Source organism: uncultured Streptococcus sp. (assembly GCF_963518475.1).
Taxonomy (GTDB): domain Bacteria; phylum Bacillota; class Bacilli; order Lactobacillales; family Streptococcaceae; genus Streptococcus.
Map to the genome: position 1 here is coordinate 1 of NZ_CAUQJA010000027.1, position 23,915 is coordinate 23,915.

A 23,915-nucleotide genomic window follows, 5' to 3' on the forward strand; every position below is an offset into this window, starting at 1 on the left:
CCGCATCTTTTTCTTCTTTCGTTGCGTTTGGAGTACCTTCAAGTGCTGTTAATTTTTCTGCTAATTTTTTCGCTACTTCAGCTTTAGCCGCTGCTTTAACTGCTACTGTTGGGGTTACAGCTTCAATTGCTGCTATACCGTCTGTTTGAGCTGTTGCTACTCCTGCATTGTCCGTTGCTGCGTCAATTGCTTGATTTGCTTTTGTTGCTGCGTCTTGTGCTGCTTGTTTAGCCGCATCTTTTTCTTCTTTCGTTGCGTTTGGAGTACCTTCAAGTGCTGTTAATTTAGCTTTTTTAGCCTTATCAACTTCTAATTTAGCTTGAGCTTTTTGAAGCAACAAAGTCTGGGCGTTAATATCTGCTTGATTTTTTCGATTCGCTATTTCTACATTGTTAGTTTCTTCATTCAATATTTCTTGAGCCTTAGCTAATTCTGCTTGATAAGCAGTCCATGCTTCAGGTGTATAATCGATTTGATTTAATGTTGCTACCTTAGCTGCCTCTGCCTGCAGATCAGCTTTATACATATTAATCTTAACTGTTTGTTGTGCAACTGTATCACTACCTGTTTTTTTAGTTCCGTTATCAATCAGATTTCCTGAAGTTTGATAAGAAACTGTCCCCTCCAATTGTTTTTCAATTGGTTTGTTAGTTGGCAAACTAAAAGTATACGTTAAAGTCTGTTCTCGTTTAGGGTCTAAATTGTTAAAACCAAGGGTCAAACTAGTTCCATTTAGTTGGGCCGAGCTTGTACCTGTTGTTCCAACTAATGTTGCACCTTCTGGCAACTCAACTCTATACTGATTATTTGTAGAAGTTGAGAATCCTTTATTAATGACTTTTACAGTCACAGTAGTATTCACAGTAGTAGGAGTAGCAGAAGTAGCTGTAGATTCATAAGTAGTGTTCACAACTTCAGATACAAGATAAGAACCACTAGCAACACGAACATTACTTACAACTCCTCCTGCATTCTCATCAGATGATATAGATGGTTTATTGAATCTGTTATCACCACTATGATTTTCTGTACTTTTATCAAGAGCTGTTTCAAATTGAAGTCTTAATTTTGTTAAGCCTTTAGGAACATTTACAAGAACAGACATTTCTCCCATCGGAGTACCAGCATAACCTCTTGCATACTGACCGAGTACAGCTCCTGTTTCTGGATTTTTAACAACTAGTTTTGCTCCATTATTACCACTATTTATATTTACTGTTGTCCCTCTCCAAGTTACCTTCACTTCTTGGCCACCCACTACATCAATATCTTGATAAATAGGACCAAATTCAGGTTTTTGACGACCACTCCAAGCTTCTCTTCCTGGATATACTGCTAAAACAGCTCCTATTCCAGAACCTCTGTCACCCGGAAAAGCATCTCCATATTGAGATGCATTCGCAGTCCAAATAAGAGGAACTGTTGTTGTTGTTGAATTAACAGGTTTCCATCCTGTTAATTTACTTATATCGTTCTTGACAGTAATAGGATCTGATTTTGCAGTTGGAAGTACTGCTCCTTGGCTAGTATCATTAAAATTACCATTTACAATAGCTACATTTGTTGCATTCGTAGCTAGGGGATCTGTGCTTGTTACAGTGCTAGGAGTTGAATCTGTACGGAATGGGTTATTTGTATCCAACGCTTTCCCATTACGTTCATCTCTAGAACCTGAGTTTGCAATAGAATTAGACTCCAAAGTCTTCTCTGCGCTGGTAAGTTTTTTACCTTCACTTAACTTATCAGTTGTATTATCTAATGGTTGTTCTTTTTTCTTTTCAGATTTTGTTTGCAATTTTGATGTCGCTGTAATTAACTTTCTATATGCTGCAGTTAATTCAGTTTGAGTTGTTGCAGTGCTTAAAACAGTTCTTGATTCGTCTAAGATAGTTCTAAGATTATTAACGCTTTCTTCTGTCTTAGTAGCATATGTTCCTTTAGCAAACTTGCCATCAATCTCTTTGATTAAATCTGTTAATTCTTTCTTATCTAGAGTCTCCACCTTCTGGGGTGCTGATTCTGGAGAGGGACTATTTTCAACTGTTGAAGGTTGAGTATTTGTCTCTACTGTTGCAGCAGGACTAGTGGCTACTGTATTACCTTCATAGTTACCATTCTGGGCATTCAGTTCTTTAGGTTGCGGTGCTAAAGTCTCCCCATTAGTTGAAGGCACGCTTTGCTCTGCAGCATATACTCCTCCATTTCCTAAAAACATGAAAAACGCAGCTACTGCGACACTAGCTGCACCAAAGCTGACTTTACGAATAGAAAAACGTAATTGCTTTTCACGATCGTGTTTACCCTTATGAAACATCTAAATTTCCTCCAAAATAAATATCTGTATCTAACTAGATTACACTATTATCCCAATAATTCAATATCCCTTTTTTCATGTTTTCTGATCAATTATAATTTTTATGCGTATATATATATATATATACGCATAAAAGCGCTTTTGTTCTATAATTATAGCGATTCTTGAAATAAAAATTATATAGTCAGAAATATTACATTTTTACAACATTTGGCATTTTTAAAAAGGTTAGGAAATTCTCCAACCTTCATAACATATTTATTTGATTTTCTTAGCTAGCATGGTCGCAAAGCGTAGTTGAATACGATTGCCATTCTCATCGCGACGGTGCAAATGACCTGGATTTTCATTGTACTTAACCAATTCCCAGTCCTTGTAATAGTCTGCCAATTCCCCTTCTTTAAAGGTAAATGGGAAGTTCACAGAGCAAGGGTAATCTTCCGTATCCATAGCACAGACGATAAGGTTATAACCACCGACCGTGGTATGCTCCTGCATATTTTTGATAATTGCAGGAATGCGGTCTGCTTGCAAAAACATCAAAACAACTGTCGATACGATGAAATCATACGCTTGCCCAATACTGGCTGAATTGATATCGTAAAGACCAACAGGCATATCTAGGTCTTCCTGCTCCACAATGCTTTGCAAGATTTCAAGGGCCAGTTCATTTTGATCCACAGCTGTCACATCAAAACCTTGCTGGGCTAGAAAGAGTGCATTACGGCCTTGACCACAGCCCAAATCCAAAGCTTTCCCTGGTTTTACTGTCTGCATAGCCTCTAGGACCTCTGAATGAACAGGATTGGTATTGTATTTCTTAGGAAAATAATCCTCAGGTTTACAATAAAACTCCAAATACCATTCCACATCGTCTGTTACAGCCTCCACTCGGTGCCAGGCTTGTGGTTGTGCCATGGGATTGTCAGCTCCTGCTTCAAAGAGGTGTTCAGCTAGAACCTCACCATCCTCTGTCAATTCAATAAACTTGAGAGTTCCTTTTAAAACAGTAATCTTGCCCCAAGTCCCAACCTTGGTATTGTGCTTCTGCTGAACAGCCTCTGGCATAGTTTCTTTAGTCCACAAAGGCATGCGTTTATAAGCAACTAATTTTTCCATTTTCATTTCCTCTTTTTATCGCTGATTAACAGCTTTCATCACGCGCGCAATATCGCGATTCTGCTCACGACGTTTGATTGACTCCCGTTTATCATAGTCATGCTTACCTTTAGCTAGGCCTAAAAGGAGCTTGGCATAGCCATCTTTGATATAGACTTTAAGGGGAACCAGGGTCATCCCTGTCCCTTTGGTCTCTTGTTCCAATTTTTGAATTTGTTTCTTATGGAGCAAGAGTTTGCGACGGCGTTCAGGTTCCTGGTTCCAGATATTTCCCTCTTCGTAAGGCGCGATATGAACATTGCTCAACCAAACTTCCCCATTTTTTACTTGGGCAAAGCCGTCCTTGAGATTGATTCGAGCAGCTCGCACACTCTTGATTTCAGTCCCAGTCAGGACCATCCCTGCCTCTAGCGTATCTACGATTGTATAGTCGTGGCGCGCCTTTTTATTTTGTGCGACGACCTTTCCCTCGCCCTTTGCCATGCTTGGCTCCTTTCTTAGCTACTTCCTTGTAAAAAGGTTTCTTCCCTTTTTTCTTGTCTTTTTGTGAATGCTTGCGCTTATCATTTGAGCGTCCTGATTTTCTCTTATCTTCCTTCTTATCTGAACGACGACTTGAACCACGCCCTCTGTCTTTGCGACCAGCTTGTTTCAAGCCTTTCTCAATCACATCAAACTCACTTGGAATGTAAGAGAAATCAATCTCGCCCGTCATCTTGTCGGCTCTTTCAACTCGGATACGGATTTGCTGACCTACACGGAAGGTTGTTCCTGATTTTTCTCCACGAAGAGTCAAATCCCGCTCATTGAAATGATAAAATTCAGGTAGATTGGTGATATGAATCAAGCCCTCAACCGTGTTTGGCAATTCAACAAAGAGACCGAATTTAACAATACTTGATACAACTGCATCATACTCTTCACCCACGTATTCTTCCATGTACTCAGCCTTTTTCATGGCTTCGACTTCGCGCTCAGCCTCAATAGCACGACGCTCACGATTGGAAGACTGAGTCGCAATCTCTGGAATCACTTGCTCAAAATGCTCTGCTATTTCCTTAGAACGGCCGTAATCACGAATCATACGGTGAACAAGGAGGTCTGGATAACGTCGAATAGGGCTGGTAAAGTGAGTGTAATAGTCTGCCGCTAGACCATAGTGGCCGTAATTGTGCTCCGAATAGCGAGCCTGCTGCATGGAGCGAAGAAGCATCATGGACAATACATCTGCATAAGGTTCTCCCTCAACAGTACGCATGATTTCTTGAAGAGCCTCCTGGCTAATCTCACTAGCAGTCCCATAAATGCGCAAGCCAAAGCTCGAAGCATAATCAATAAACTTCTGAACTTTTTCAGCCTTAGGCTCCTCGTGAATTCGATAGATAAAAGGCAAATCCAGCTTGCTGAAATGCTCGGCAACTGTTTCGTTGGCCATCAACATAAAGGACTCAATCATGCGCTCGGCAACACCACGCTGACGAAGAATGATATCAACAGGCTTACCTTGTTTATCCACTAAAATCTTAGCTTCATTGGTATCAAAATTGAGGGCTCCACGTTTCACACGCATGCTTTCGAGCCTTTCATGGAGCTTGGCCATAAGTTCGATACTAGGGACAATTTTCTGATACTCTTTTCTCTTTTCTTCATCACCTGCTAGAATATCATTGACATCACTATAGGTCATACGAAAGCTTGTCTTGATAACCGTTTGTGTAATGGTGTAATTGACTACACGACCATGTTTATCAATCTCCATAATGGCAGACTGGGTCAGACGGTCAACTTGAGGATTGAGAGAGCAGATACCATTTGACAAACGTTCTGGAAGCATTGGCACCACACGGTCTGTCACATAGACAGAAGTCGCACGGTTAAGAGCTTCCTTATCGAGGGCAGAACCCTCGGTCACATAGTAGGAAACATCTGCGATGTGAACACCAAGCTCCAGATTTCCATTTTTCAAGGCCTTGATATGCACCGCATCGTCCAAGTCCTTGGCATCCGCACCGTCAATGGTAAAGGTAATCTCATCTCTCAAATCTAGACGACCTTCCAAATCCTTTTGTGATGGAGCATCCGGCACACTTTCTGCTTCCTTGACAACAGCTTCTGGAAACTCGGATACAATGTCCATTGATTCCAAGACCTCAAGAACATCAATTCCGACATCCGTTGAGTGTCCCACCACATCGAGGACACTAGCGACAAAGAAATCATGTTTCTTACTTGGGTATTTATCGATAAAGACCTTGAGAACTTCGGTTCCCTCTAGTTTTAGAGCTGGTTTCTTCACATAAATCGGTTGACTTATTTTCTGATTTTTCGAACGGATGTAACCCGCATACTTAGGTTTTTCCTGATCTAAAACGATTTGGCCGACAACAGTTGTCAAACTGTGTTCTAAGATATCAATAATTTTGGCTTCTGCTGCTGTTCCCTTGTTGCGGTCAGCGACTTTCTTGATAACGACCTCAACGGTATCACCATCGATAGCGTAGTTAACATCGTTTTTTCCTACAAAAAGGTCATCCTCCTCGCCTTCTAGACTGACAAAGCCAAAGCCATTTTTATGGGCATGAAAAATCCCCTTGAGGGTAATCTCATGTTTTTTCTTAACTTCCAAGGTCAGACTACCATCTTCCTCAAAGCGAATCTGGTGCTTTCTTTCCATTAGGGACAAGGTTTTAATCAACTCACGAAAATCCTTGGACCCATCTTTTCCCAAAGCCTGAGCCAAGTCATTAACAGTCACCTTTCCCTTATCTTGCAAATATTCTTTTATTCTATCTTTCATATTTTCTTTCTAGATTTTTTAATTTTCTTTTACTGTAAAACCTTCTCAAACGTCCTTTAAAAATAAAAAGAGGCAAAGACCTAGTCCTGCCCATTATTTTCTTATCTACTTGATAATACCGTCAATGCTAAGGCAATGGCTAGCCAGAAAAAGACTAAAATCCCTGTCAAACGCTGCATTACAGCTTCAAAACCGCGTGCTTTACTGCGTTCAAACAAATCACCTGAGCTGGCATCAAATACATTGCTGGATTGGTTTTTAGTTGGTTGCATGAAAATCGCAATCACAATCACAACAGATAATACTAATAAAATGGTTAATAATAGGTTATACATATCAAACTCCTTAAAATCCTTATTATTTTACCATAAAATCTACTTAGATTCAAGATGTAGGGTTACTTTTCTTTCCTTGGGACAATACTTTAAAACCTCAATCTTGTCTGGATGGGTTTTTGAATTTTTACTGGTTAGGTAATTGATACTGCCACAAGAGGAGCATTTGAGATTAATTTTTACTCGCACTAGATTTCCTTTACTTTTAATAATGTTCGAAATTGAAGCAGGTTAAAGAGACAACTAAAGGCAACACAAAGGCTTGTTGCATAAAAGACTGCATGGTAGCCAAATTGTCCTGCTACTGCAGAACCTGCCATGGGACCAACGACACCTCCCAGATAAAAGAATACCTGATTAAAGGCAAAGACCCTCGAAATACCGGCTTTGGGAGTCATTTTGCTGAGAAGGGCATTGACACCAGGTATCAAGGCACCTGTTCCCAAGCCAAAGAGGAAACGATAGAGTCCTAGTTGGAGGGGGCTAGAAGCATTGGCGCAGAGGAGATAGATGATGACTGAATATAACTGGGCTACAACCAAGAGACGATGATTGCCCACCTTGTCACCTAACTTGCCCATAACTCCTGCACTCATCATGCTGGAAAAGCCCATACTGGATACAATCAAACCAGAGACAAAAAGAAGATTCTCTGTCTGTCCTAAGTCGCGTACATAAAGAGCCAAAATAGGGCCAATCGATTGAGCTGAAAATTGGATGACAAAACTGGTCAGAAAGAGGTTAACCAAAAGATAGGGATATTTGACCGAGGTAAACAATTCCTTTGTTGGAATAGCCTTTTCCTTGGCTACTGGTTTAAAATCTTCCTTGATAAAGCAAATAGTCAAAATAGCGGCTAAGAACAGAAAACTACCAACAAGTAAGAAAACCGTACGAATGCCAAATAATTCTGCGATAAAGCCACCAATAAAAGGCCCAGTTAGAGTACCTGCAACTACGCCTGTAGAAAGAGTACCTAAGGCAGAGCCTGATTTCTCCTTGGGAACCTGACTGGCTATCAGGGCCGTTGCATTGGGAACAAATCCTGCAAATACACCGTTTAATAAACGAAGAAAGATCAACCAATAGATATTTGGGACAAAGGCCAAGCCTCCCATCGTAATGGTCATGGCCAGGCCAGCCCGAATCATCATGGGTTTTCGACCGTATTTGTCAGCAAGAATACCCCAGATAGGAGAAAAGAGCGCCGCGGAAATTGCAGATACAGAAATAGATAAACCTGCATAAAAAGCCGCTTGCTCACTCCCTACACCTAGATTTTCCACAAAGATAGGCATAAAGGGCACAACCAAAGAAATACTAGCTCCTGTCAGAAAATTACCAAACCAGGCAATGCGCAAATTATCCTTCCAGTTAATCTCTGTCATCTTGTGCACCTCCCTCAAGAAGGTTACATACCTGAGTGAGAAGCTGGTCCTGATTGCCATTATTGTCTAGAACATGGCTAGCCAAACCTTTCTTTTGCTCTAAAGGCCACTGGGCTGTCAGACGAGACTCAGCTTCATCTTTGGACAAGTGATCTCTTTTCATTAAACGTTCTATTTGGATATCTCGATCCACATAAACCAACCAAGTCTCATTAAACCAAGAGGCATAGTCTTGTTCAAAAAGCAGGGGGATATCCATGAAGAAAACAACTTCTGTCTGATTCAACTGGTCTCTCAAAGTAGCCAGTTCCTCACGGATAATCTCTCCTTGAGTTATCCTAGACCACTCTCGTTCTTCAGGATTTGAAAAGATGAGACTAGCTAGGAGAGGACGATTAAGTGCTCCGTTTTCTAAGATAATTTTTTGACCAAAATGCTGGACTAGAGCCTCAAATAGACGACCACCAGGTTTCTGTAACTGGTGAACAACTGCATCGGCATCCACCACTTGAAAACCTTGCTGTCTTAGAAAATTTGTCACAGTTGACTTACCAGAGGCAATTCCTCCTGTGATTCCAATGATTTTTCCCATCAGTCCCTCCTTTGACAGTTTGGACAAAAGTGGGTGCCTCGTCCGCCTAGTTGGATTTTTTCAATGATGGTATCACAACGTGAACATTCTTGACCAGCCTTGTCATAGACCTGATGAAAATCCTGCATGGTTCCATCTTCCCCAAAGGCATTGGTATAGGTCCGAATGGTGGAGCCACCTTTTTCAACAGCCTGTCCCAATACAGCAATGGTCTGGTCATGAATAGCTGTCGCTTCTGCTGATGTCAAAGTCTGCGAAGATCTTGCTGGATGAACCTGAGCTCGCCAGAGAACCTCATCCACATAGATATTGCCAAGGCCAGCAACCAAGGTCTGGTCTAGGAGATGGGATTTGGTAGGCTTTTTAGACTTGGATAGGGCAACTTGAAAGACCTGCAAATCAAAGTCTTGTTCGCTTGGTTCAGGACCTAATTTCTTAGAAATAAAGTAGGCGTCTAAAAGGTCAGGAGACAAGAGTTCCATAGTACCAAACTTGCGTACATCCTCATAAACAAGCGTGCCACCATCCTCAAATTGGAAGAAAACATGGGCATGCTTGCGTTCAGGTGCTTGGTCTGGATAGTAAAAATACTTGCCCTCCATGCGCAAATGGGAAATCAAGACCTTATCTGTCAGGTAGAAAAGTAAATATTTTCCACGACGTCCCATTGACTCAACAATCTGACCAGGCACTTCCTTTTGAAACTCGTCCAAATCTGTCTTAATCATCTTGGGATAGCGAATTTCTACACTCGAAATCTTCTTTCCCAAAATCAATTTTTCTAAGCCACGACGAACCGTTTCAACCTCAGGTAATTCAGGCATAAGTCCTCCTTCTGTAAAAACAAGAAGCAGGCATGAGCCCACCTCTACTTAGTATTCTTTTTCATTATAGCCAAAGTCAGCCAAATCTAGCTTTTTATCGCGCCAATTTTTCTTGACCTTGACCCAGGTTTCTAGGAAGACCTTGTCTCCTAGCATGAGTTCAATATCACGACGGGCCATACTACCAATTTTCTTAAGCATAGCACCACCTTTACCGATGATAATCCCTTTCTGACTATCGCGCTCAACCATGATGGTTGCACGGATATGGACCTTATCTGTCTCTTCATCTCGTTTCATAGAATCCACAACTACTGCTACCGAATGCGGAATCTCTTCACGAGTTAGATGCAAGACTTTCTCGCGAACCATTTCTGAAACCAAGAAACGTTCTGGATGGTCTGTGATTTGATCAGACGGGAAATACTGGAAACCTTCGTCCAGATTCTCACTCAAAATATCAACTAGACGAGACACGTTATTTCCCTGAAGGGCTGAGATTGGAACAATTTCCTTGAAGTCCATCTGATTACGGAAATCATCAATCTGAGACAAAAGCTGGTCTGGGTGGACCTTATCAATCTTATTCACCACCAGAATCACAGGGACCTTGGCAGCCTTAAGACGCTCAATAATCATGTCGTCCCCCTTACCACGCGCTTCATCAGCGGGCACCATGAAAAGAACAGTATCCACTTCACGAAGGGTACTATAGGCAGATTCGACCATGAAATCTCCAAGAGCCGTTTTAGGCTTGTGAATCCCTGGTGTGTCGATAAAGACAATTTGCTCCTTATCGGTCGTGTAAATTCCCATGATTTTGTTGCGCGTTGTCTGCGCCTTGTCACTCATGATGGCGATCTTTTGCCCCATAACGTGATTTAAAAAGGTTGACTTCCCAACATTGGGACGTCCTAAAATGGCTACAAAGCCTGATTTAAAAGTCATAATTTCCTCTTACTGTTTAAAATATTAAATCCCAGATTCGTGGGAGAAAAATCAATGCGCCTGTTAAGGCTGCGAAAAGAGAGATCACTAATACCGCACCAGCCGCCATATCCTTGGCATTTTTAGCCAGCATGGAAAAGTGATAGTGACTGGCCAAATCCACCACATTTTCAATAGCAGAGTTAATAATTTCAAAAGCTACTACCAAGAAAATGCTCAATAGGAGAAAGAGCCATTCGATTCGTGACACCTGAAAAACAAAACCTGCAAGAATGACCACTAGAGCCGTCACTGCATGTTTTCGCATATTGCGTTCTTCCTTGATAGCAGTAAAAATTCCTGTAATGGCAAATTCTAAACTGGATATCAGGTCACGATTTTTCCATTTTCGTTTATTGTCTTGTGAGTCCATAGGCTGTCAAAATTTCTTCTTGTAAACCGAACATCTCCGCTTCTTCTTCTGGAGTGTAGTGATCATAGCCGTTGATATGTAAAAAGCCGTGTACTGCCAAGAAACCCATCTCACGCTCAAAGCTGTGGCCATATTCCTCGGCCTGCTCATGAGCCTTATCAATAGAGATGAACAGTTCCCCAATATAGGCATCAAACTCAGACATCATCTCTGCCAATTCCGGATGTTCAAGCAAATCTTCCTCGTCAAAGGCAATTTCCAATTCTGGTTTATACTCAAGGCTGATGACATCTGTCGGACGATCTGTTTCACGGTACTCCAGATTGAGTTCATGACTACGTTCATTAGTCACAAAGGTAACTGCCATTTCCTTGTCTTCTTTTCCTAACTTTTGGGCTGCAAATTCCAAAAGTTCTTGGGTTTGTTGCAACATTTCTTTTGAAACTTGACCAGTTTCATCTACCATTTCAATATACATGTGCTTCTCGTTTCTCTTTACTTGGCTTTATTATACCACATTTCCATGATTTTATTCTACCTTTTTGATATAATACTATGGAATACAATCACAAGGAGAGAACGATGTCATTTGACGGATTTTTTTTACACCACATGGTTGAGGAATTGCGAAGAGAGTTAGTGAACGGTCGCATCCAGAAAATCAATCAGCCTTTTGAACAAGAGTTGGTCTTGCAAATCCGCAGCAATCGCCAAAGTCATCGCCTGCTCCTTTCTGCCCATCCAGTTTTTGGACGCATTCAGCTGACCCAAACGACTTTTGAAAATCCAGCCCAACCTTCTACCTTTATCATGGTTTTGAGAAAGTATTTGCAGGGTGCCCTGATTGAGTCGATTGAGCAAGTGGAAAATGACCGTATTGTGGAAATGACAGTTTCCAATAAAAACGAAATTGGAGACCATATTCAGGCTACCTTGATTATCGAAATCATGGGTAAACACAGTAATATTCTACTGGTCGATAAAAGCAGTCATAAAATCCTCGAAGTCATTAAACACGTTGGCTTTTCACAAAATAGCTACCGCACCTTACTTCCAGGATCGACCTATATCGCTCCGCCAAGTACGGAATCTCTCAATCCTTTCACGATCAAGGATGAAAAGCTCTTTGAAATCCTACAAACACAGGAAACGACAGCTAAAAACCTTCAAAGCCTCTTTCAAGGTCTGGGACGCGATACGGCAAATGAATTGGAAAACATTCTGGTTAGTGATAAACTTTCCACTTTCCGTAACTTTTTCAATCAAGAAACTCAGCCACGCTTGACTGAGACTTCCTTCAGTCCAGTTCCTTTTGCAAATCAGGTGGGAGAGCCTTTTACCAGTCTTTCTGATTTGTTGGACACCTACTATAAGGATAAGGCTGAGCGCGACCGCGTCAAACAGCAAGCCAGTGAACTCATTCGTCGTGTTGAAAATGAACTTCAGAAAAATCGACATAAACTGAAAAAACAAGAAAAAGAATTACTGGCGACAGACAATGCTGAAGAATTTCGTCAAAAAGGGGAATTGCTGACAACCTTCCTCCACCAAGTGCCTAACGACCAAGACCAGGTTATCCTAGAAAACTACTACACCAACCAACCTATCACGATTGCGCTTGATAAGGCTCTGACTCCCAACCAGAATGCCCAACGCTATTTTAAACGGTATCAGAAACTCAAAGAAGCTGTCAAATACTTGACTGATCTGATTGAAGAAACCAAGGCAACCATTCTCTATCTGGAAAGTGTGGAAACTGTCCTCAACCAAGCTGGACTGGAAGAAATCGCTGAAATCCGTGAAGAATTAATTCAAACAGGTTTTATCCGCAGAAGACAACGGGAGAAAATCCAGAAACGCAAAAAACCAGAACAGTATCTAGCAAGCGATGGCAAAACTATCATCTATGTCGGCCGCAATAACCTGCAAAATGAAGAGCTAACCTTTAAAATGGCCCGCAAGGAGGAACTTTGGTTCCATGCCAAGGACATTCCTGGAAGCCATGTTGTTATCTCAGGCAACCTTGACCCATCTGATGAAGTCAAGACAGACGCAGCAGAGTTGGCCGCTTACTTCTCTCAAGGTCGCCTGTCAAATCTGGTTCAGGTAGATATGATTGAAGTAAAGAAACTCAATAAACCAACAGGTGGAAAACCCGGTTTTGTCACCTACACAGGACAAAAGACCCTCCGTGTCACACCAGACCCAGAAAAAATCGCATCCATGAAAAAATCCTGATTTTACTTGAAATCAGGATTTTTAACTTATACTCACTCAAATCATATCCAATTATAGGACTAATCTTTGCCACCTAGTTTCTCATTGATTTTCATCATCACACTAGCAATTTTTTCACCCCAATAAGGGTCTGATGCATATTCAACATTCATACCAGACGCCTTGTTTCCAAGGAAAGTTCTGCCCTTATCGATATAATTTTCCTTAATCCACTTGCTTGCACCTAAAATTCCCTTATCCACATCATCAAATGTCTTGGCAGAAAGGTAAGGAGTCGTATCATAGGCTGTAATTCCAAAGAAATTATTCTTATCTTTGGCAATCTTGCTACGTCCCCAGTCGCTTTCTAAGGCACTATGGGCAAGGAGATAGAGGGCATTGATATGGTAATGTTCTTCGGCTTCCTTAAAGGTAGCTCCCTTATATTCTAAGAGGCTATTATTAATATTTAACAAACTAAATACCTTATCCAAGTCTTCAGCACTGTAGTTTGTAGCCTCTGTCAAATCTTTGAAAAGGAAGGGATTTTCAAGGTTAAAACCATCAAAATGCAGGCCATCTGCCGAATAATATTTCTTGCCTACTTCCATATCAGAAAGATGAGCAGCTACTGGGATACTAGCATTCTGAGCCACATAGTGATAAAAACGGTGTCCATCACTCTCATAATAAGGGATAAAATCCTTGCTGGCATCTAGTGCTTGTAAATCTTCTGTTTTCATATAGCCTGACAAGCCAGAAATAGTAATAGCCAGGCGCTTGTCATCACTTTTTCTATCCTTATCCAGCCAAACAACACTACCTTGCGATATATAGGACAGTTTTTCACCATCTGCATTATAGATATTTGCAGTAACTGGAAGAACCTGATAATAATCAGAGCTAGTCTTGGATTCCTTATGCCACTTTCCATCGTTTCCTAGCTGATGACCATCAATAGTCTCATTTTTTGCCATGTAGCCACCGGATTTGAAGTAGTACCAGGCTTGACTTTTAGAATCGTATACCCATTCTTTCTCAGCCATTTTGCCATCAGACTTGAGATAAAACCATGACTCCTTATCCAAAATCCATTCATTGGCTGCCATATAACCACCGGATTTTAGATAATAATAGTGACCATTTTCGAAAATCCATTCTTTATCAGCATGATTTCCATTTGCTTTGATGTAAAACCAAGATTGGTATTGTTTGTCATAAAGCCAACCTTGCTGTACTTTAGCGCCACTGGCATTCACATAAGCCTGGTCAATCCACTGACTTGTCAGTAAATAACCACCAGATTTAAAATAATAGTCCTTACCCTTAATTTGGAGCCATTCTTTCTCTGTGTGTTGTCCATCTGCTTTGATATAAAACCAAGCGTCGTATTGAGAATCAAATACCCAGTCTTCTATTACTTTGGCACCTGATGAACCGACATAGGAAGTACCTACCCAAGCATTTCTTTTCATCTTTCCATTTTGATCAAGATAATAGAAGGCTCCCTTATCTTCTACCCATTCTGACTGGGCCATATAGCCACCAGATTTGAGGTAAAAATAGTCGTCACCTTGTTTCAGCCATTCATTTTCAGAATAGTTGGCATCTTCTTTTATATAAAACCAAGATTGATAGTGAGCATCAAAAACCCACTCATTCGCTGCTGGACTGCCATCTGCTTTCAGGTATTGTTTTCCTTGCCAAGTACCATCGCTTGCCATTGCACCTTCTGGTCTGGCTAAGAAAAATAGCAAAGCTAAAAAAACAAATCTCAATTTCTTCATAAACTTTCTTCCTCTGTTCTTTCCATTTTATTGTATCAAAATTCTCTATAATCAATATTACAAACTGATGAAAAATCAAGAACAGATTGATTGCAGTTTATCTCAGAGACTCTTTTACTTCCTTGCGGAGATTTTCCAGACTACTAATGCCGTATTTGTCCATAACCTTTGGTAGATTTTCGATGATATCAGGACAGGCATAAGGATTGGTAAAGTTGGCTGTTCCAACTCCGATAGCAGAGGCTCCAGCCAGGTACATTTCTAGGGCAGTTTCTGCCGAATCCACTCCTCCCATTCCAATAATAGGCAGGTCTGTTGTTTGGGCTACTTGGCGGATGAGTTTGAGGGCTACTGGAAAGACTGCTGGACCAGACATTCCACCTGTTCCATTGGCCAAGATTGGTTTTCTGGTTTTTAGGTCAAAGCGCATACCAACTAGAGTATTGATCATGGTCAAGCCACTTGCCCCCGCATCTTCTGCAGCTTTTGCGACTGTGACAATATCCGTCACACTAGGAGTCAGTTTGACATAAACTGGCACATCAGAGGCTTCCACAGCCGCTTTCACCACATCATAAGCTAAATCTGGATCTTGACCAATCAAAAGACCGTGATTACAGTGGTCAACATTGGGGCAAGAAATATTGAGCTCAATAGCCTTTACATTAGCTGCCTTGGAAATTCCTCGAGAAACAGCAGCATACTCTTGTTTTGAAAAACCAGCTACATTGGCAATAATAGGAAGATTTGGATATTCTCTTTCCAGCCAAGTTAGCTTTTCGGCCAAAACAACTTCCAAACCCGGATTTTGCAAACCGATTGCATTGAGCATACCAGCGGGAGTTTCTGCCACCCTTGGAGTTGGATTGCCAAAACGTGGTTCAAGTGTTGTCGCCTTGATCATAATAGAACCTAAAAGGTCTAAATCATAGTACTTGGCATACTCTTGTCCAAAACCAAAACAGCCTGATGCTGGAATGATCGGATTTTTCAAATCCAAGCCTGGTAGAGAAACTTGTAAACGATTTGTAGTCATGATTTTCTCCTTATAATACAACTGTTCCTGTGCGGAAAACAGGGCCATCTTCACAGACGCGTTGGCTGACCGTCTCGCTTTCTGGCACTTTTAGGACACAGGCATAGCAAGCCCCCATCCCACAAGCCATACGAGATTCCAGAGATAGATAGGCTCTTGGGTGGTCATAAAAGTTTTGATTGATATACTTCATCATGCCAGGCGCCCCACATGAATAAACAGCATCAAACTGACTGTCTAAGTCATTGATGACAACAGACACATTTCCTTTAATGCCATATGAACCATCATCTGTCGTTACAAAAACCTGACCATATTGGGCCAATTCCTTTTCAAGGATAACAGCATCCTTGTTAGCAAAACCAAGGACTGTCACTACTTTCACACCACGCGCATGTAATTCCTTGGCCACCTCAAGCAAAGGAGGTACACCAATCCCACCTCCAACTAAGAGAACCTGGCTCTGCTCATCTAGGTCAGACAAGTCAAAACCATTTCCCTGAGGACCCATCACATCAAGAGTATCTCCCTGACTTAAGGTTGAAAAAATAGCTGTCCCAGTTCCCTCAATCCGATAAATAAGATGACACTGCTTATTTGCCTTATCAATAGACGAAATTGAAATAGGACGACGCAAAAGATGGGCATCATCAGGCACACGCAGATGAAGGAATTGGCCTGCTCGCATAGCTTCAACCATTTCCCCTTCTAGGACTAATTCAAAGATTGCTGGCGCGATTTCCTCCTGTGCTACCACCTTCATGGTTTCCAAACGAATTGCACCCAAACGTTTCTTACATGTGGGATTCATGACTTCTCCTCCTTAAATTTTAAGGGGACCAGATAAAGAAAAGACCTTGCTAGTGCAAGGCCTCAGTTAAAATTGTACAACAGAAGAGAGCACACTCAAAAAGTCTCCTCTAGAAAATTGTACTATTCTTTTATCTGACACCTTGTGAGTCTCTCTGGACTCCCCTTAAAGGTTAAATTTTTACTAGTATACTCTTTCAGCTAAAAAAAGTCAAGTAGAAAACGAACATTCTACTTAACCTCACGAGATTATTTTTCACGAATGACTTCGACCTTGTAGCCATCAGGGTCTTTGACAAAGTAATAGTTAGGCGCAGTTCCTGGTAGGCCATTTGGCTCAGTAACTTCATAACCTTTGGCACTGTGCTCTTGATGAAGCGCCTCAAGATCAGGTGTACTTAGGGCGATATGGGCAAATCCATCTCCAACCACATAAGGACCATGATCGTAGTTATAAGTCAACTCCAACTCATAGTCGTCACCCTCAAGACCTAGATAGACAATCGTGAAGGCATGGTCTGGAAAATCTCTGCGACGCAATTCTTTAAATCCAAAAGCATCTTGATAGAATGCAATTGATTTTTCAAGATTTTCTACTCGCAAGCAAGTATGTAGCATTTTTGAAGCCATATTCATTACCTCTTTCATTTTAATAGTTCTATTATACCTTTATTCAGGAAAATTTACTAGAAACTTGAACTAGAGTCCTCTTCTCTACTATTTTATTCTAAGCAGCACTTTTACGATTTTCTTTGCGTATATTGCGAATAAGAAAAAGCATGATAAGGATAAAAAGCCCCTCAAGGAAGTAGAAAGTAAACTCATTGTTCAATATTAACAGGTCTTTTTCAAAAAAGATTTTGCTAAAATCTGGTATAGGGATGAATAGAATTCTAAATAACCGTCTTAGGAAAATAAAAATCTGCAATCCATAAATCATAAAGGTCTTCTTAACACCAATTGCTAAACGCTGCTCTTTTGTAAAATAAGCTAATACGATTCCATTTAATAAAAGTAAAAAAGTTAAGCTCAAAGTTTCATTTCTTAGAATAACTGGATTAAATAGACTTAAGCGACTGTGAATTAGAGGTAATAATTGAAAGAATATAACACCCATTATAATCGGAAAAATAATTTCCTTCAGTGAGTGTGGAAATCCTATCCAAAATCTTGTAAAGTATAGAATACCAACAACTATCATAGAAATAAAGATGTAACAAATTACAATATATGAAATCTTTTCACTTCGGTTTGCCAGAGCAACTAGAAAACCAGCAGATAAAAACAGTCCGAGAGGAATTAACTTGTTCAAAGAATAGGTCACTCTCAACCCATAACGAACATGGAAACCATCAATAATAGAAAAAATGCTTATAAATAATAGACAAGAGATGAGTCCAAGTGGAATAACTGGAACAAAGGAAAGCAGTATTACTGCTAAAACCCAAAGATTTCTATTATAATAAAATTTTATTTTTTGCCCTCGGGCATTGAGTCCTTCTTTGATTGGTTGGTCAAGTCTCCTATGCATGTAATAATTATAGAGAGAAACCATTCCTATGTATAGCCATCTATTTAAACCAGGTTCGTCATAGACGCTTAGAAGAAAACTGATAATGGTTAAAGTCGCAAAGGTAAAAGTTAAGAGCCTATTTTTAAGAACATCTCTTTTAATCCAAGCAAGATAAGATACTTTAGGATTCGGATGATTGAGTTGATATGCGTGGTGAGTCATCTCTTCGAGTTTCAGGTCTGTCTCCTCTGTCATCAAGAGCGGAGCCATGCTAGAAGTATGAAATTGACCCAATATAAACTTCAATAGTTCTCCATCTGTAAAACGGTGATACTCCTTATAAACTTGTTCAAAAAAGATAGGATAAATGCGAGGTTTCTCTTTAAAAACTTGTTTCCAAATCGTCCAATCATTGACAAGTTTATCATCTTTTAACAATTTATCGACAAATAGATATCCCTCATAATACCAGTAATCAAATTTCTCTTTTTTATTTAACTCATATTTCTTGATAGCCCAAGGATAGTAATAAATATCATTCCAAAAATTGAATTTCTTTAGATAAGGATTTTCTCCATCCTTGATGTTATTTTCTACAAATCGAAAAACAAGATTCAAAACCTTCTTATTTGTAAATGGATAAACATCAATTTCCTCTAATAATTGAAGTAAGAGAGATTTATCCTGAGTCTTTTCTAGAAGGTGTTTCCAAGATTCTACAAGTCTAGCCTCGTCTTGATATGGCGTATAGACTAAGAGATATAGGGCTTCCTCAACCTCTGAAGGATTTAGCAAATTATAAGAATGGATATCGAATGGTTCTTCTGAATCTGCTTGTAATTCCTCAAAGTAAGCTAGAAGTTCATCATAGGCTTTTTGGTCCTCATTAGTCTTTACTTGACCTATCATATCAAGAATATAAGCCAATACTGGAATGCAAGTAATCATTTGTTTACTGTTATTCAACAGAAAAAGAACCGTACTAGGAGAAAAAGATTGTTTAAAAAATTTTATCCAAACCCTAATTTGATTGACTTTTTGGGAATCTTCGAGGATTGCTTGACATAAACGATAAGAAGCATACAAATTCGAAATTTCTTTTTTTGCATCTTCAAGGGACTCTCCATTTTTGTAGGCAGTAGCCCTTTTAACCTTCCAATGCTTCAGTTTATAGTAATAACCCCAGCACTTAAAGTCTGGTACATAGTCTTCCAGTAAGGGAATGATGATAGAGAATTGCTCAGGTTTGTTAAAAATATAAACATCCATTTCTTCTAAAACAGACTGAACAGTGCTCATATCATATCGATATTGACTAAAAAACTGTTTCCAAAGATGTTCTTGTTCTTCTATGGTATAGTCAGGATTCCCTACAATACTTTCAATCGCATTTCGAATCAAATACTCTAACTCTAGATAATCACTGAAATCTAAGACATTTCTAGATGCAGCTACCTCTTGAGAACTTGTATCTTCATTGACCGTTTCAAAATTTAGTCGAGGAGCGACTGGTTCATTGTAACTTTCATTTGAAGCAGCAGTCTCATGAACATCACCGAAGTCAAGAGAAGGTTGTGCAGTATCTACTTGCTCAGTTTTCTCCTCAGACTTAAATAATTCAAAATCAAGTGAATTGGTAGCAGAGTTTGTCGTTCTGTTTTCTTGCTCATTGATCTGCTGAGTGGAGCTAGCTTCACTTCTACCACTTTCTTGCCTGGTCTTTTTAGACCGTGCTTCTCTCAAAGCAGACTGGTAGGCTTCCACAATTTGTTGGTAGATTTCTGGTTGGTCCTCTGGGTGATAGAGTCGAACCAGCTCTGCATAACGTCTTCTAATAAGCTTAACGTCATGAGTTGGCTCAATTCCTAAGATTTCCCACTTGTTCATACAATCCCCTCTCATAGACCTCGTTCTAGAAATTCTAGATAGTTAGAAAATGATTGATAAAGTTTTGGTAAATGATACATAGATGCTTGTTTGACTTCTTCTTCAAAGCGTCTAGTTTCTGCCATCAACTCATCTCTTCTTCTCCCTAATAGCATGCTATACACACGATTGGCTTTTTCAATCAAGAAACGGTAAACCTCAGTTTCCTGGGCATTAATCTTATAGCGAGTTAGCTCGGCTTGTTTTTCTTTGATTTCCTCTTCAGTCAGAGTGATACTCTCTTGAAGAATAACATGGTTAAAGACTTCCTGTGTTGAGTCGATGGTTACTTCTACATCTAAAATCCCATTTAAGTCGTAGGTGAATCGTATAGTGAGACCTTCGTTAACTTCATGGTTTACAGGCACAGGAACTTCCAATTCTCCTAGAAATAAGTTTTGTGAAGCCTTCATCATTTCTCCTTGATAGACTTCTACTCTCACTTGACTTTGTCCCAGTTCTGCAGTGTAATAATGTTCCTTTTTTGAAGTAGGTAAAGGAGAATTACGTTCGATAATCGGAGAAAAACGATCACCCACTACTGAAGTTCCAAGCGTAAAAGGACAAATATCTGATAACAATAAGTCTCGAACTTCTCCCTGACGCCCCTTTATTCCCGCTAGAAGAGCACAACCTTTTGCAATCATTTTATCAGGATCATCAGTTAATTGAACCGCTTGGTCAATACAGTAAGATAGAAAGTCTTGAACTAAACGAAGTTTTGAGGTACCGCCGACAAGGACAAAATTTTCAGAGGACACATAACTATATCGGGCATCCCTCAAGGCTCTATCTAATACAGACTTAAGTCGGGCAAGCAAAGGCTGACAAAGCTCATAAAATCTCTGATAAGTTAGGTCTAAAGAGTATTCCTTTTCCTGATCCATTACTAGCATCTGCACTTCTTCATTGATATTCAGATTCAACTTTGCCTTCTCAGCTTGAACCAATATCTTGCTGTAAAACTCTCGTGAAATAGATTTCCTAGACAAGTGATTTGAGGTTAAAAATTCCTCAGCAATTGCTGCAGTAAAATCCTCTCCTCCCAATCGATTATCACCTGCGATAGACACAATCTCTACAACGTTATCAAACAACTCAACAACCGAGATATCTAGCGTACCCCCACCAAAATCGACAACCACAAAAGATTGGTCTTCTTGATTGCTCATAGATTTTTTTGCGAGAGCAGCTGCGGAAGGCTCATTGATGATACGCTCTATTTTAACCCCTGCAAATTGCCCTGCCAATTTTGTAGCATAGCGTTGTGCATCGTTAAAATAAGCTGGTACACTGACAATGACTTCCTCAACTTTCTCACCAAGGAAACTCTCTGCATCATCTACTAATTTTCGAATGACAAAAGAACTTAGTTCCTCCGCTTTATAGGTTCTATTTCCTAGGACCAATTCATGTTTGGTCCCCATAAATCGTTTGAACTGAGAAAGAGTTCTGTCAGGATGTGTCACCAAGCGTTCCTTGGCAATTTTTCCAACTATGATTTCATCATTGTCATCTAAAGCCACAACAGAAGGAGTCAAATATTCACCAAAAGCATTGGGAAGCAGCTTGACCTGGCCATCTTGGTATACTCCTACTAAAGAATTAGTCGTTCCTAAATCAATACCTACTATCATCTTCTTCTAACTCCAAATCTTTTTAGATATTCCTATTATACAAGAAATATCCTATTTTCTTTGAAAAAATCTGTGATTTACTCTCTAAAATAGAAAATCATTTATGGAAAATAAAAAAGTTTCATCCTGCCTTTTACGGCATACACCGCATAAGGCAAAATGAAACAATCAATTATTATTTACCAAGTTTTGCTTTAGCTGCATCTGCAAGAGCTGTGAAAGCTGCTGCATCGTTAACAGCCAAGTCAGCAAGCATTTTACGGTTAACTTCGATCTCAGCCAATTTCAAACCATGCATCAATTGTGAGTATGAAAGTCCGTTCATACGAGCTGCCGCATTGATACGAGTGATCCACAATTTGCGGAAGTCACGTTTTTTCTGACGACGGTCACGGTATGCATAGTAGTAAGAGTTCATTACTTGTTCTTTTGCAGTACGGAACAAGATGTGTTTAGCTCCATAGTAACCTTTTGCTAATTTAAGAATACGTTTACGACGTTTGCGTGATACAACGCCACCTTTAACACGTGCCATGTTTTATTTCCTCCAAATATTTCCTAGAATTGTTTACTTACTGTTAGGCTATTATTTCAAGCGAGTAAGCATTGCTTTGATACGTTTGTAATCTCCTGAATGCACCATAGATGCTTTACGAAGATGACGACGTTGTTTCTTAGTTTTTCCGTGGAAACGGTGAGAAGTGTAAGCACGGAAACGTTTAAGTCCACCAGAACCTGTACGTTTGAAACGTTTAGCTGATGCGCGGTGTGTTTTTTGTTTTGGCATGATTTTTTCTCCTTTATTTAACTTTCTGACAATTATTTTTTGTCAGTCGCTGGCGCCAATTGCATGAACATTTGACGTCCATCCATTTTAGCACGTTGTTCGATGATGGCAATATCTTGAGTTGCTTCAGCAAACTCGGCTAAAACTTTTGCACCAATCTCTTTATGGGTAATCATACGACCCTTAAAGCGAATAGATACCTTAACTTTATTTCCTTTTTCAAGGAATTTGCGTGCATTGCGAAGTTTTGTATCAAAGTCACCCTTGTCAATAGTTGGACTTAGACGAACTTCTTTCACAGTAACAACACTTTGTTTTTTACGTTGTTCTTTTTGCTTCTTCTGGTACTCAAATTTGAACTTACCGTAGTCCATAATTTTTGCAACAGGCGGTTTGGCTTGGGGTTGAATCAATACTAGGTCAACATTAGCGTTATCAGCCAAAGCTTGCGCTTCACTGAGTGGCTTGATGCCTAGCTGTTCTCCTTCAAGACCAATCAAGCGAACTTCACGTACACGAATCTCATCATTGATGAATAAGTCTTGCTTTGCTATGGTTTTCACCTCTTTTGTTTTATTAGAGAAAAACAATAGCGGACCCGTAAATATACAAGCCCGCACGTTATGATAGCGTTTCTTAGAAACTTTTCATCCGTAGGGCCAGGCAACTTAATGTCACAAGGCGAGAAGCTCTCACTTCTGCTTTTCTCAACTTTTATATGATACCAAGTTTTCTAGCCCTTGTCAAGATAAAAAGTTATTTTTTTGAAAAGTTTCTGTTTGTTAACCGACCGTTTCAATCTTCCAGCTATTCCAACCTTTAAACCGTATAGCTCCTTGCTGGTCAGTTCGGTAAACTTTGCTATTGATACCTTCCATTCGGGTCAGGGTTTCCTGATGTGGTAATTTCGTTCGATTGTTCTTTCCAACTGAAATGAGAGTCATCTCTGGTTTGAGCTGTTCTAGAAAGGCTGAACTTGATGATTTTTTAGAGCAATGTTGGCTAGCTTTCAAAACATCCACCTCTAGGTCAGGATAATGCTTCAGCAAGTCCTTCTCTCCTTTCTCCTCCAAATTTCCTGTGAAAAGAAAGCGCTTGTCCAAGAGTTTTCCATACAAAACCAGGGAATCTTCCTGATCTCCATCTCCAATTTTACTTGGAGATAGGACTTCTAACTGACTTCCAAAAATTGGCAATTTCTCTCCTGCTGTCACACTGCGCACCTTGGTTTGAGTTGCCTGTAGTTCTGCAACAAATTCCTTCTGTTTCAAACTGCCTTTGGACACTAAAATTTCGACTACATGGAAAGCCTTGGTCACCTCCAGCAAATCTCCAACATGTTCCTTGTCCGTGTTAGTCAAAATCAGCTGGTCAATCTTGGCCACTCCTCGACTTTTAAGATAGGGTATCAAGCTTCTCTGGGCATTGCTGGTCGTCGCCTTTTCTTGCCATTTTTCGATTTTCTTATCAGAT

General features: G+C 40.1%; 23 protein-coding genes and 1 other annotated feature. Of the genes, 1 reads left to right on the forward strand and 22 read right to left on the reverse strand.

The genetic code is table 11. The annotated features are described in order from the left end of the window. From RYK12_RS09015 to ybeY, 12 genes are all read right to left on the reverse strand, one after another. A partial coding sequence (locus RYK12_RS09015; protein WP_314848557.1) for a SasC/FmtB family protein occupies positions 1 to 2,314 on the reverse strand: 2,314 nt, incomplete at its 3' end. 258 nt (positions 2,315 to 2,572) lie between these two features. Continuing rightward, positions 2,573 to 3,433: an SAM-dependent methyltransferase TehB gene (tehB, locus tag RYK12_RS09020; RefSeq protein WP_314848559.1), complete on the reverse strand. Its 861-nt coding sequence runs from the start codon at positions 3,431 to 3,433 to the stop codon at positions 2,573 to 2,575. Positions 3,434 to 3,448: 15 nt separating this feature from the next. Continuing rightward, positions 3,449 to 3,916, reverse strand: a complete 468-nt coding sequence (gene smpB / locus RYK12_RS09025; RefSeq protein WP_001051750.1) for an SsrA-binding protein SmpB — start codon at positions 3,914 to 3,916, stop codon at positions 3,449 to 3,451. Next, entirely contained in the window at positions 3,879 to 6,230 is a 2,352-nt protein-coding gene (gene rnr / locus RYK12_RS09030; protein WP_314848566.1) for a ribonuclease R, read from the reverse strand. The genes smpB and rnr overlap by 38 nt, the downstream gene beginning before the upstream one ends. A gap of 101 nt (positions 6,231 to 6,331) precedes the next feature. After that, positions 6,332 to 6,565, reverse strand: coding sequence for a preprotein translocase subunit SecG (gene secG, locus RYK12_RS09035; RefSeq protein ID WP_000282517.1), 234 nt, complete (start codon positions 6,563 to 6,565; stop codon positions 6,332 to 6,334). A gap of 39 nt (positions 6,566 to 6,604) precedes the next feature. Next, a complete protein-coding gene (gene rpmG, locus RYK12_RS09040; RefSeq protein ID WP_001809104.1) occupies positions 6,605 to 6,754 on the reverse strand; it encodes a 50S ribosomal protein L33 in 150 nt (49 codons plus the stop codon). After that, positions 6,754 to 7,953, reverse strand: coding sequence for a multidrug efflux MFS transporter (locus tag RYK12_RS09045; protein ID WP_314848577.1), 1,200 nt, complete (start codon positions 7,951 to 7,953; stop codon positions 6,754 to 6,756). The genes rpmG and RYK12_RS09045 overlap by 1 nt, the downstream gene beginning before the upstream one ends. Next, a complete protein-coding gene (coaE, locus tag RYK12_RS09050) occupies positions 7,940 to 8,545 on the reverse strand; it encodes a dephospho-CoA kinase (protein WP_314848578.1) in 606 nt (201 codons plus the stop codon). The genes RYK12_RS09045 and coaE overlap by 14 nt, the downstream gene beginning before the upstream one ends. After that, positions 8,545 to 9,369 (reverse strand): DNA-formamidopyrimidine glycosylase, encoded by an 825-nt coding sequence (gene mutM, locus RYK12_RS09055; RefSeq protein ID WP_314848580.1) that lies wholly within the window; start codon positions 9,367 to 9,369, stop codon positions 8,545 to 8,547. Before mutM ends, coaE begins: the two co-directional genes overlap by 1 nt. Positions 9,370 to 9,417: 48 nt before the next feature. Further along, entirely contained in the window at positions 9,418 to 10,317 is a 900-nt protein-coding gene (gene era, locus RYK12_RS09060) for a GTPase Era (protein ID WP_000143264.1), read from the reverse strand. Positions 10,318 to 10,333: 16 nt separating this feature from the next. Next, positions 10,334 to 10,729, reverse strand: a complete 396-nt coding sequence (locus RYK12_RS09065) for a diacylglycerol kinase family protein (protein WP_261014219.1) — start codon at positions 10,727 to 10,729, stop codon at positions 10,334 to 10,336. Then, positions 10,710 to 11,207, reverse strand: a complete 498-nt coding sequence (gene ybeY, locus RYK12_RS09070; RefSeq protein WP_261014218.1) for an rRNA maturation RNase YbeY — start codon at positions 11,205 to 11,207, stop codon at positions 10,710 to 10,712. The genes RYK12_RS09065 and ybeY overlap by 20 nt, the downstream gene beginning before the upstream one ends. Before the next feature lie 104 nt (positions 11,208 to 11,311). Between ybeY and pavA the strand changes: the two genes are divergently transcribed. Then, entirely contained in the window at positions 11,312 to 12,967 is a 1,656-nt protein-coding gene (gene pavA / locus RYK12_RS09075) for an Rqc2 family fibronectin-binding protein PavA (RefSeq protein WP_314848584.1), read from the forward strand. 59 nt (positions 12,968 to 13,026) lie between these two features. On the opposite strand, the gene RYK12_RS09080 is transcribed toward pavA, so the two are convergent. The 10 genes from RYK12_RS09080 to RYK12_RS09125 all read right to left on the reverse strand — a co-directional run. Continuing rightward, entirely contained in the window at positions 13,027 to 14,733 is a 1,707-nt protein-coding gene (locus tag RYK12_RS09080) for a glucosaminidase domain-containing protein (protein WP_314848586.1), read from the reverse strand. Between the two features lie 97 nt (positions 14,734 to 14,830). After that, the gene (locus tag RYK12_RS09085) at positions 14,831 to 15,817 is read right to left on the reverse strand and encodes a dihydroorotate dehydrogenase (protein ID WP_314848588.1); all 987 of its coding nucleotides are present in this window, start codon (positions 15,815 to 15,817) and stop codon (positions 14,831 to 14,833) included. Next, entirely contained in the window at positions 15,780 to 16,580 is an 801-nt protein-coding gene (locus tag RYK12_RS09090) for a dihydroorotate dehydrogenase electron transfer subunit (protein WP_060628467.1), read from the reverse strand. Before RYK12_RS09090 ends, RYK12_RS09085 begins: the two co-directional genes overlap by 38 nt. A gap of 248 nt (positions 16,581 to 16,828) precedes the next feature. Then, positions 16,829 to 17,209 (reverse strand): VOC family protein, encoded by a 381-nt coding sequence (locus RYK12_RS09095; RefSeq protein ID WP_000157153.1) that lies wholly within the window; start codon positions 17,207 to 17,209, stop codon positions 16,829 to 16,831. Between the two features lie 97 nt (positions 17,210 to 17,306). After that, entirely contained in the window at positions 17,307 to 19,979 is a 2,673-nt protein-coding gene (locus RYK12_RS09100; protein WP_314848591.1) for a molecular chaperone DnaJ, read from the reverse strand. A gap of 11 nt (positions 19,980 to 19,990) precedes the next feature. Next, positions 19,991 to 21,655 carry a molecular chaperone HscC gene (locus tag RYK12_RS09105; protein WP_000635031.1) on the reverse strand — a complete coding sequence of 555 codons (1,665 nt, stop codon included), beginning with the start codon at positions 21,653 to 21,655 and terminating at the stop codon, positions 19,991 to 19,993. 175 nt (positions 21,656 to 21,830) lie between these two features. Then, positions 21,831 to 22,190, reverse strand: coding sequence for a 50S ribosomal protein L20 (gene rplT / locus RYK12_RS09110; RefSeq protein WP_000124834.1), 360 nt, complete (start codon positions 22,188 to 22,190; stop codon positions 21,831 to 21,833). Positions 22,191 to 22,241: 51 nt separating this feature from the next. Further along, a complete protein-coding gene (gene rpmI / locus RYK12_RS09115; RefSeq protein WP_001125943.1) occupies positions 22,242 to 22,442 on the reverse strand; it encodes a 50S ribosomal protein L35 in 201 nt (66 codons plus the stop codon). A gap of 32 nt (positions 22,443 to 22,474) precedes the next feature. Continuing rightward, on the reverse strand, positions 22,475 to 23,005 hold the full coding sequence (infC, locus tag RYK12_RS09120) for a translation initiation factor IF-3 (RefSeq protein WP_000848180.1): 531 nt from the start codon (positions 23,003 to 23,005) through the stop codon (positions 22,475 to 22,477). Positions 23,006 to 23,020: 15 nt separating this feature from the next. Beyond that, positions 23,021 to 23,152 (reverse strand) — a sequence feature (ribosomal protein L20 leader region). Positions 23,153 to 23,224: 72 nt separating this feature from the next. Further along, positions 23,225 to 23,915: ComEC/Rec2 family competence protein (locus tag RYK12_RS09125; protein ID WP_314848600.1), on the reverse strand; the 691-nt coding region annotated here is incomplete at its 5' end.

Bases quoted from the DNA above. Each gene is read 5' to 3' on its own strand.
- secG (WP_000282517.1), bottom strand. From the start codon at position 6,565: ATGTATAACCTATTATTAACCATTTTATTAGTATTATCTGTTGTGATT.
- tehB (WP_314848559.1), bottom strand. From the start codon at position 3,433: ATGGAAAAATTAGTTGCTTATAAACGCATGCCTTTGTGGACTAAAGAA.
- rnr (WP_314848566.1), bottom strand. From the start codon at position 6,230: ATGAAAGATAGAATAAAAGAATATTTGCAAGATAAGGGAAAGGTGACT.
- RYK12_RS09095 (WP_000157153.1), bottom strand. From the start codon at position 17,209: ATGGCTTCAAAAATGCTACATACTTGCTTGCGAGTAGAAAATCTTGAA.
- RYK12_RS09085 (WP_314848588.1), bottom strand. From the start codon at position 15,817: ATGGCCCTGTTTTCCGCACAGGAACAGTTGTATTATAAGGAGAAAATC.
- ybeY (WP_261014218.1), bottom strand. From the start codon at position 11,207: ATGTATATTGAAATGGTAGATGAAACTGGTCAAGTTTCAAAAGAAATG.
- RYK12_RS09045 (WP_314848577.1), bottom strand. From the start codon at position 7,953: ATGACAGAGATTAACTGGAAGGATAATTTGCGCATTGCCTGGTTTGGT.
- RYK12_RS09100 (WP_314848591.1), bottom strand. From the start codon at position 19,979: ATGAACAAGTGGGAAATCTTAGGAATTGAGCCAACTCATGACGTTAAG.
- era (WP_000143264.1), bottom strand. From the start codon at position 10,317: ATGACTTTTAAATCAGGCTTTGTAGCCATTTTAGGACGTCCCAATGTT.
- smpB (WP_001051750.1), bottom strand. From the start codon at position 3,916: ATGGCAAAGGGCGAGGGAAAGGTCGTCGCACAAAATAAAAAGGCGCGC.
- RYK12_RS09065 (WP_261014219.1), bottom strand. From the start codon at position 10,729: ATGGACTCACAAGACAATAAACGAAAATGGAAAAATCGTGACCTGATA.
- coaE (WP_314848578.1), bottom strand. From the start codon at position 8,545: ATGGGAAAAATCATTGGAATCACAGGAGGAATTGCCTCTGGTAAGTCA.
- RYK12_RS09090 (WP_060628467.1), bottom strand. From the start codon at position 16,580: ATGAATCCCACATGTAAGAAACGTTTGGGTGCAATTCGTTTGGAAACC.
- rpmI (WP_001125943.1), bottom strand. From the start codon at position 22,442: ATGCCAAAACAAAAAACACACCGCGCATCAGCTAAACGTTTCAAACGT.
- RYK12_RS09080 (WP_314848586.1), bottom strand. From the start codon at position 14,733: ATGAAGAAATTGAGATTTGTTTTTTTAGCTTTGCTATTTTTCTTAGCC.
- RYK12_RS09105 (WP_000635031.1), bottom strand. From the start codon at position 21,655: ATGATAGTAGGTATTGATTTAGGAACGACTAATTCTTTAGTAGGAGTA.
- mutM (WP_314848580.1), bottom strand. From the start codon at position 9,369: ATGCCTGAATTACCTGAGGTTGAAACGGTTCGTCGTGGCTTAGAAAAA.
- rplT (WP_000124834.1), bottom strand. From the start codon at position 22,190: ATGGCACGTGTTAAAGGTGGCGTTGTATCACGCAAACGTCGTAAACGT.
- pavA (WP_314848584.1), top strand. From the start codon at position 11,312: ATGTCATTTGACGGATTTTTTTTACACCACATGGTTGAGGAATTGCGA.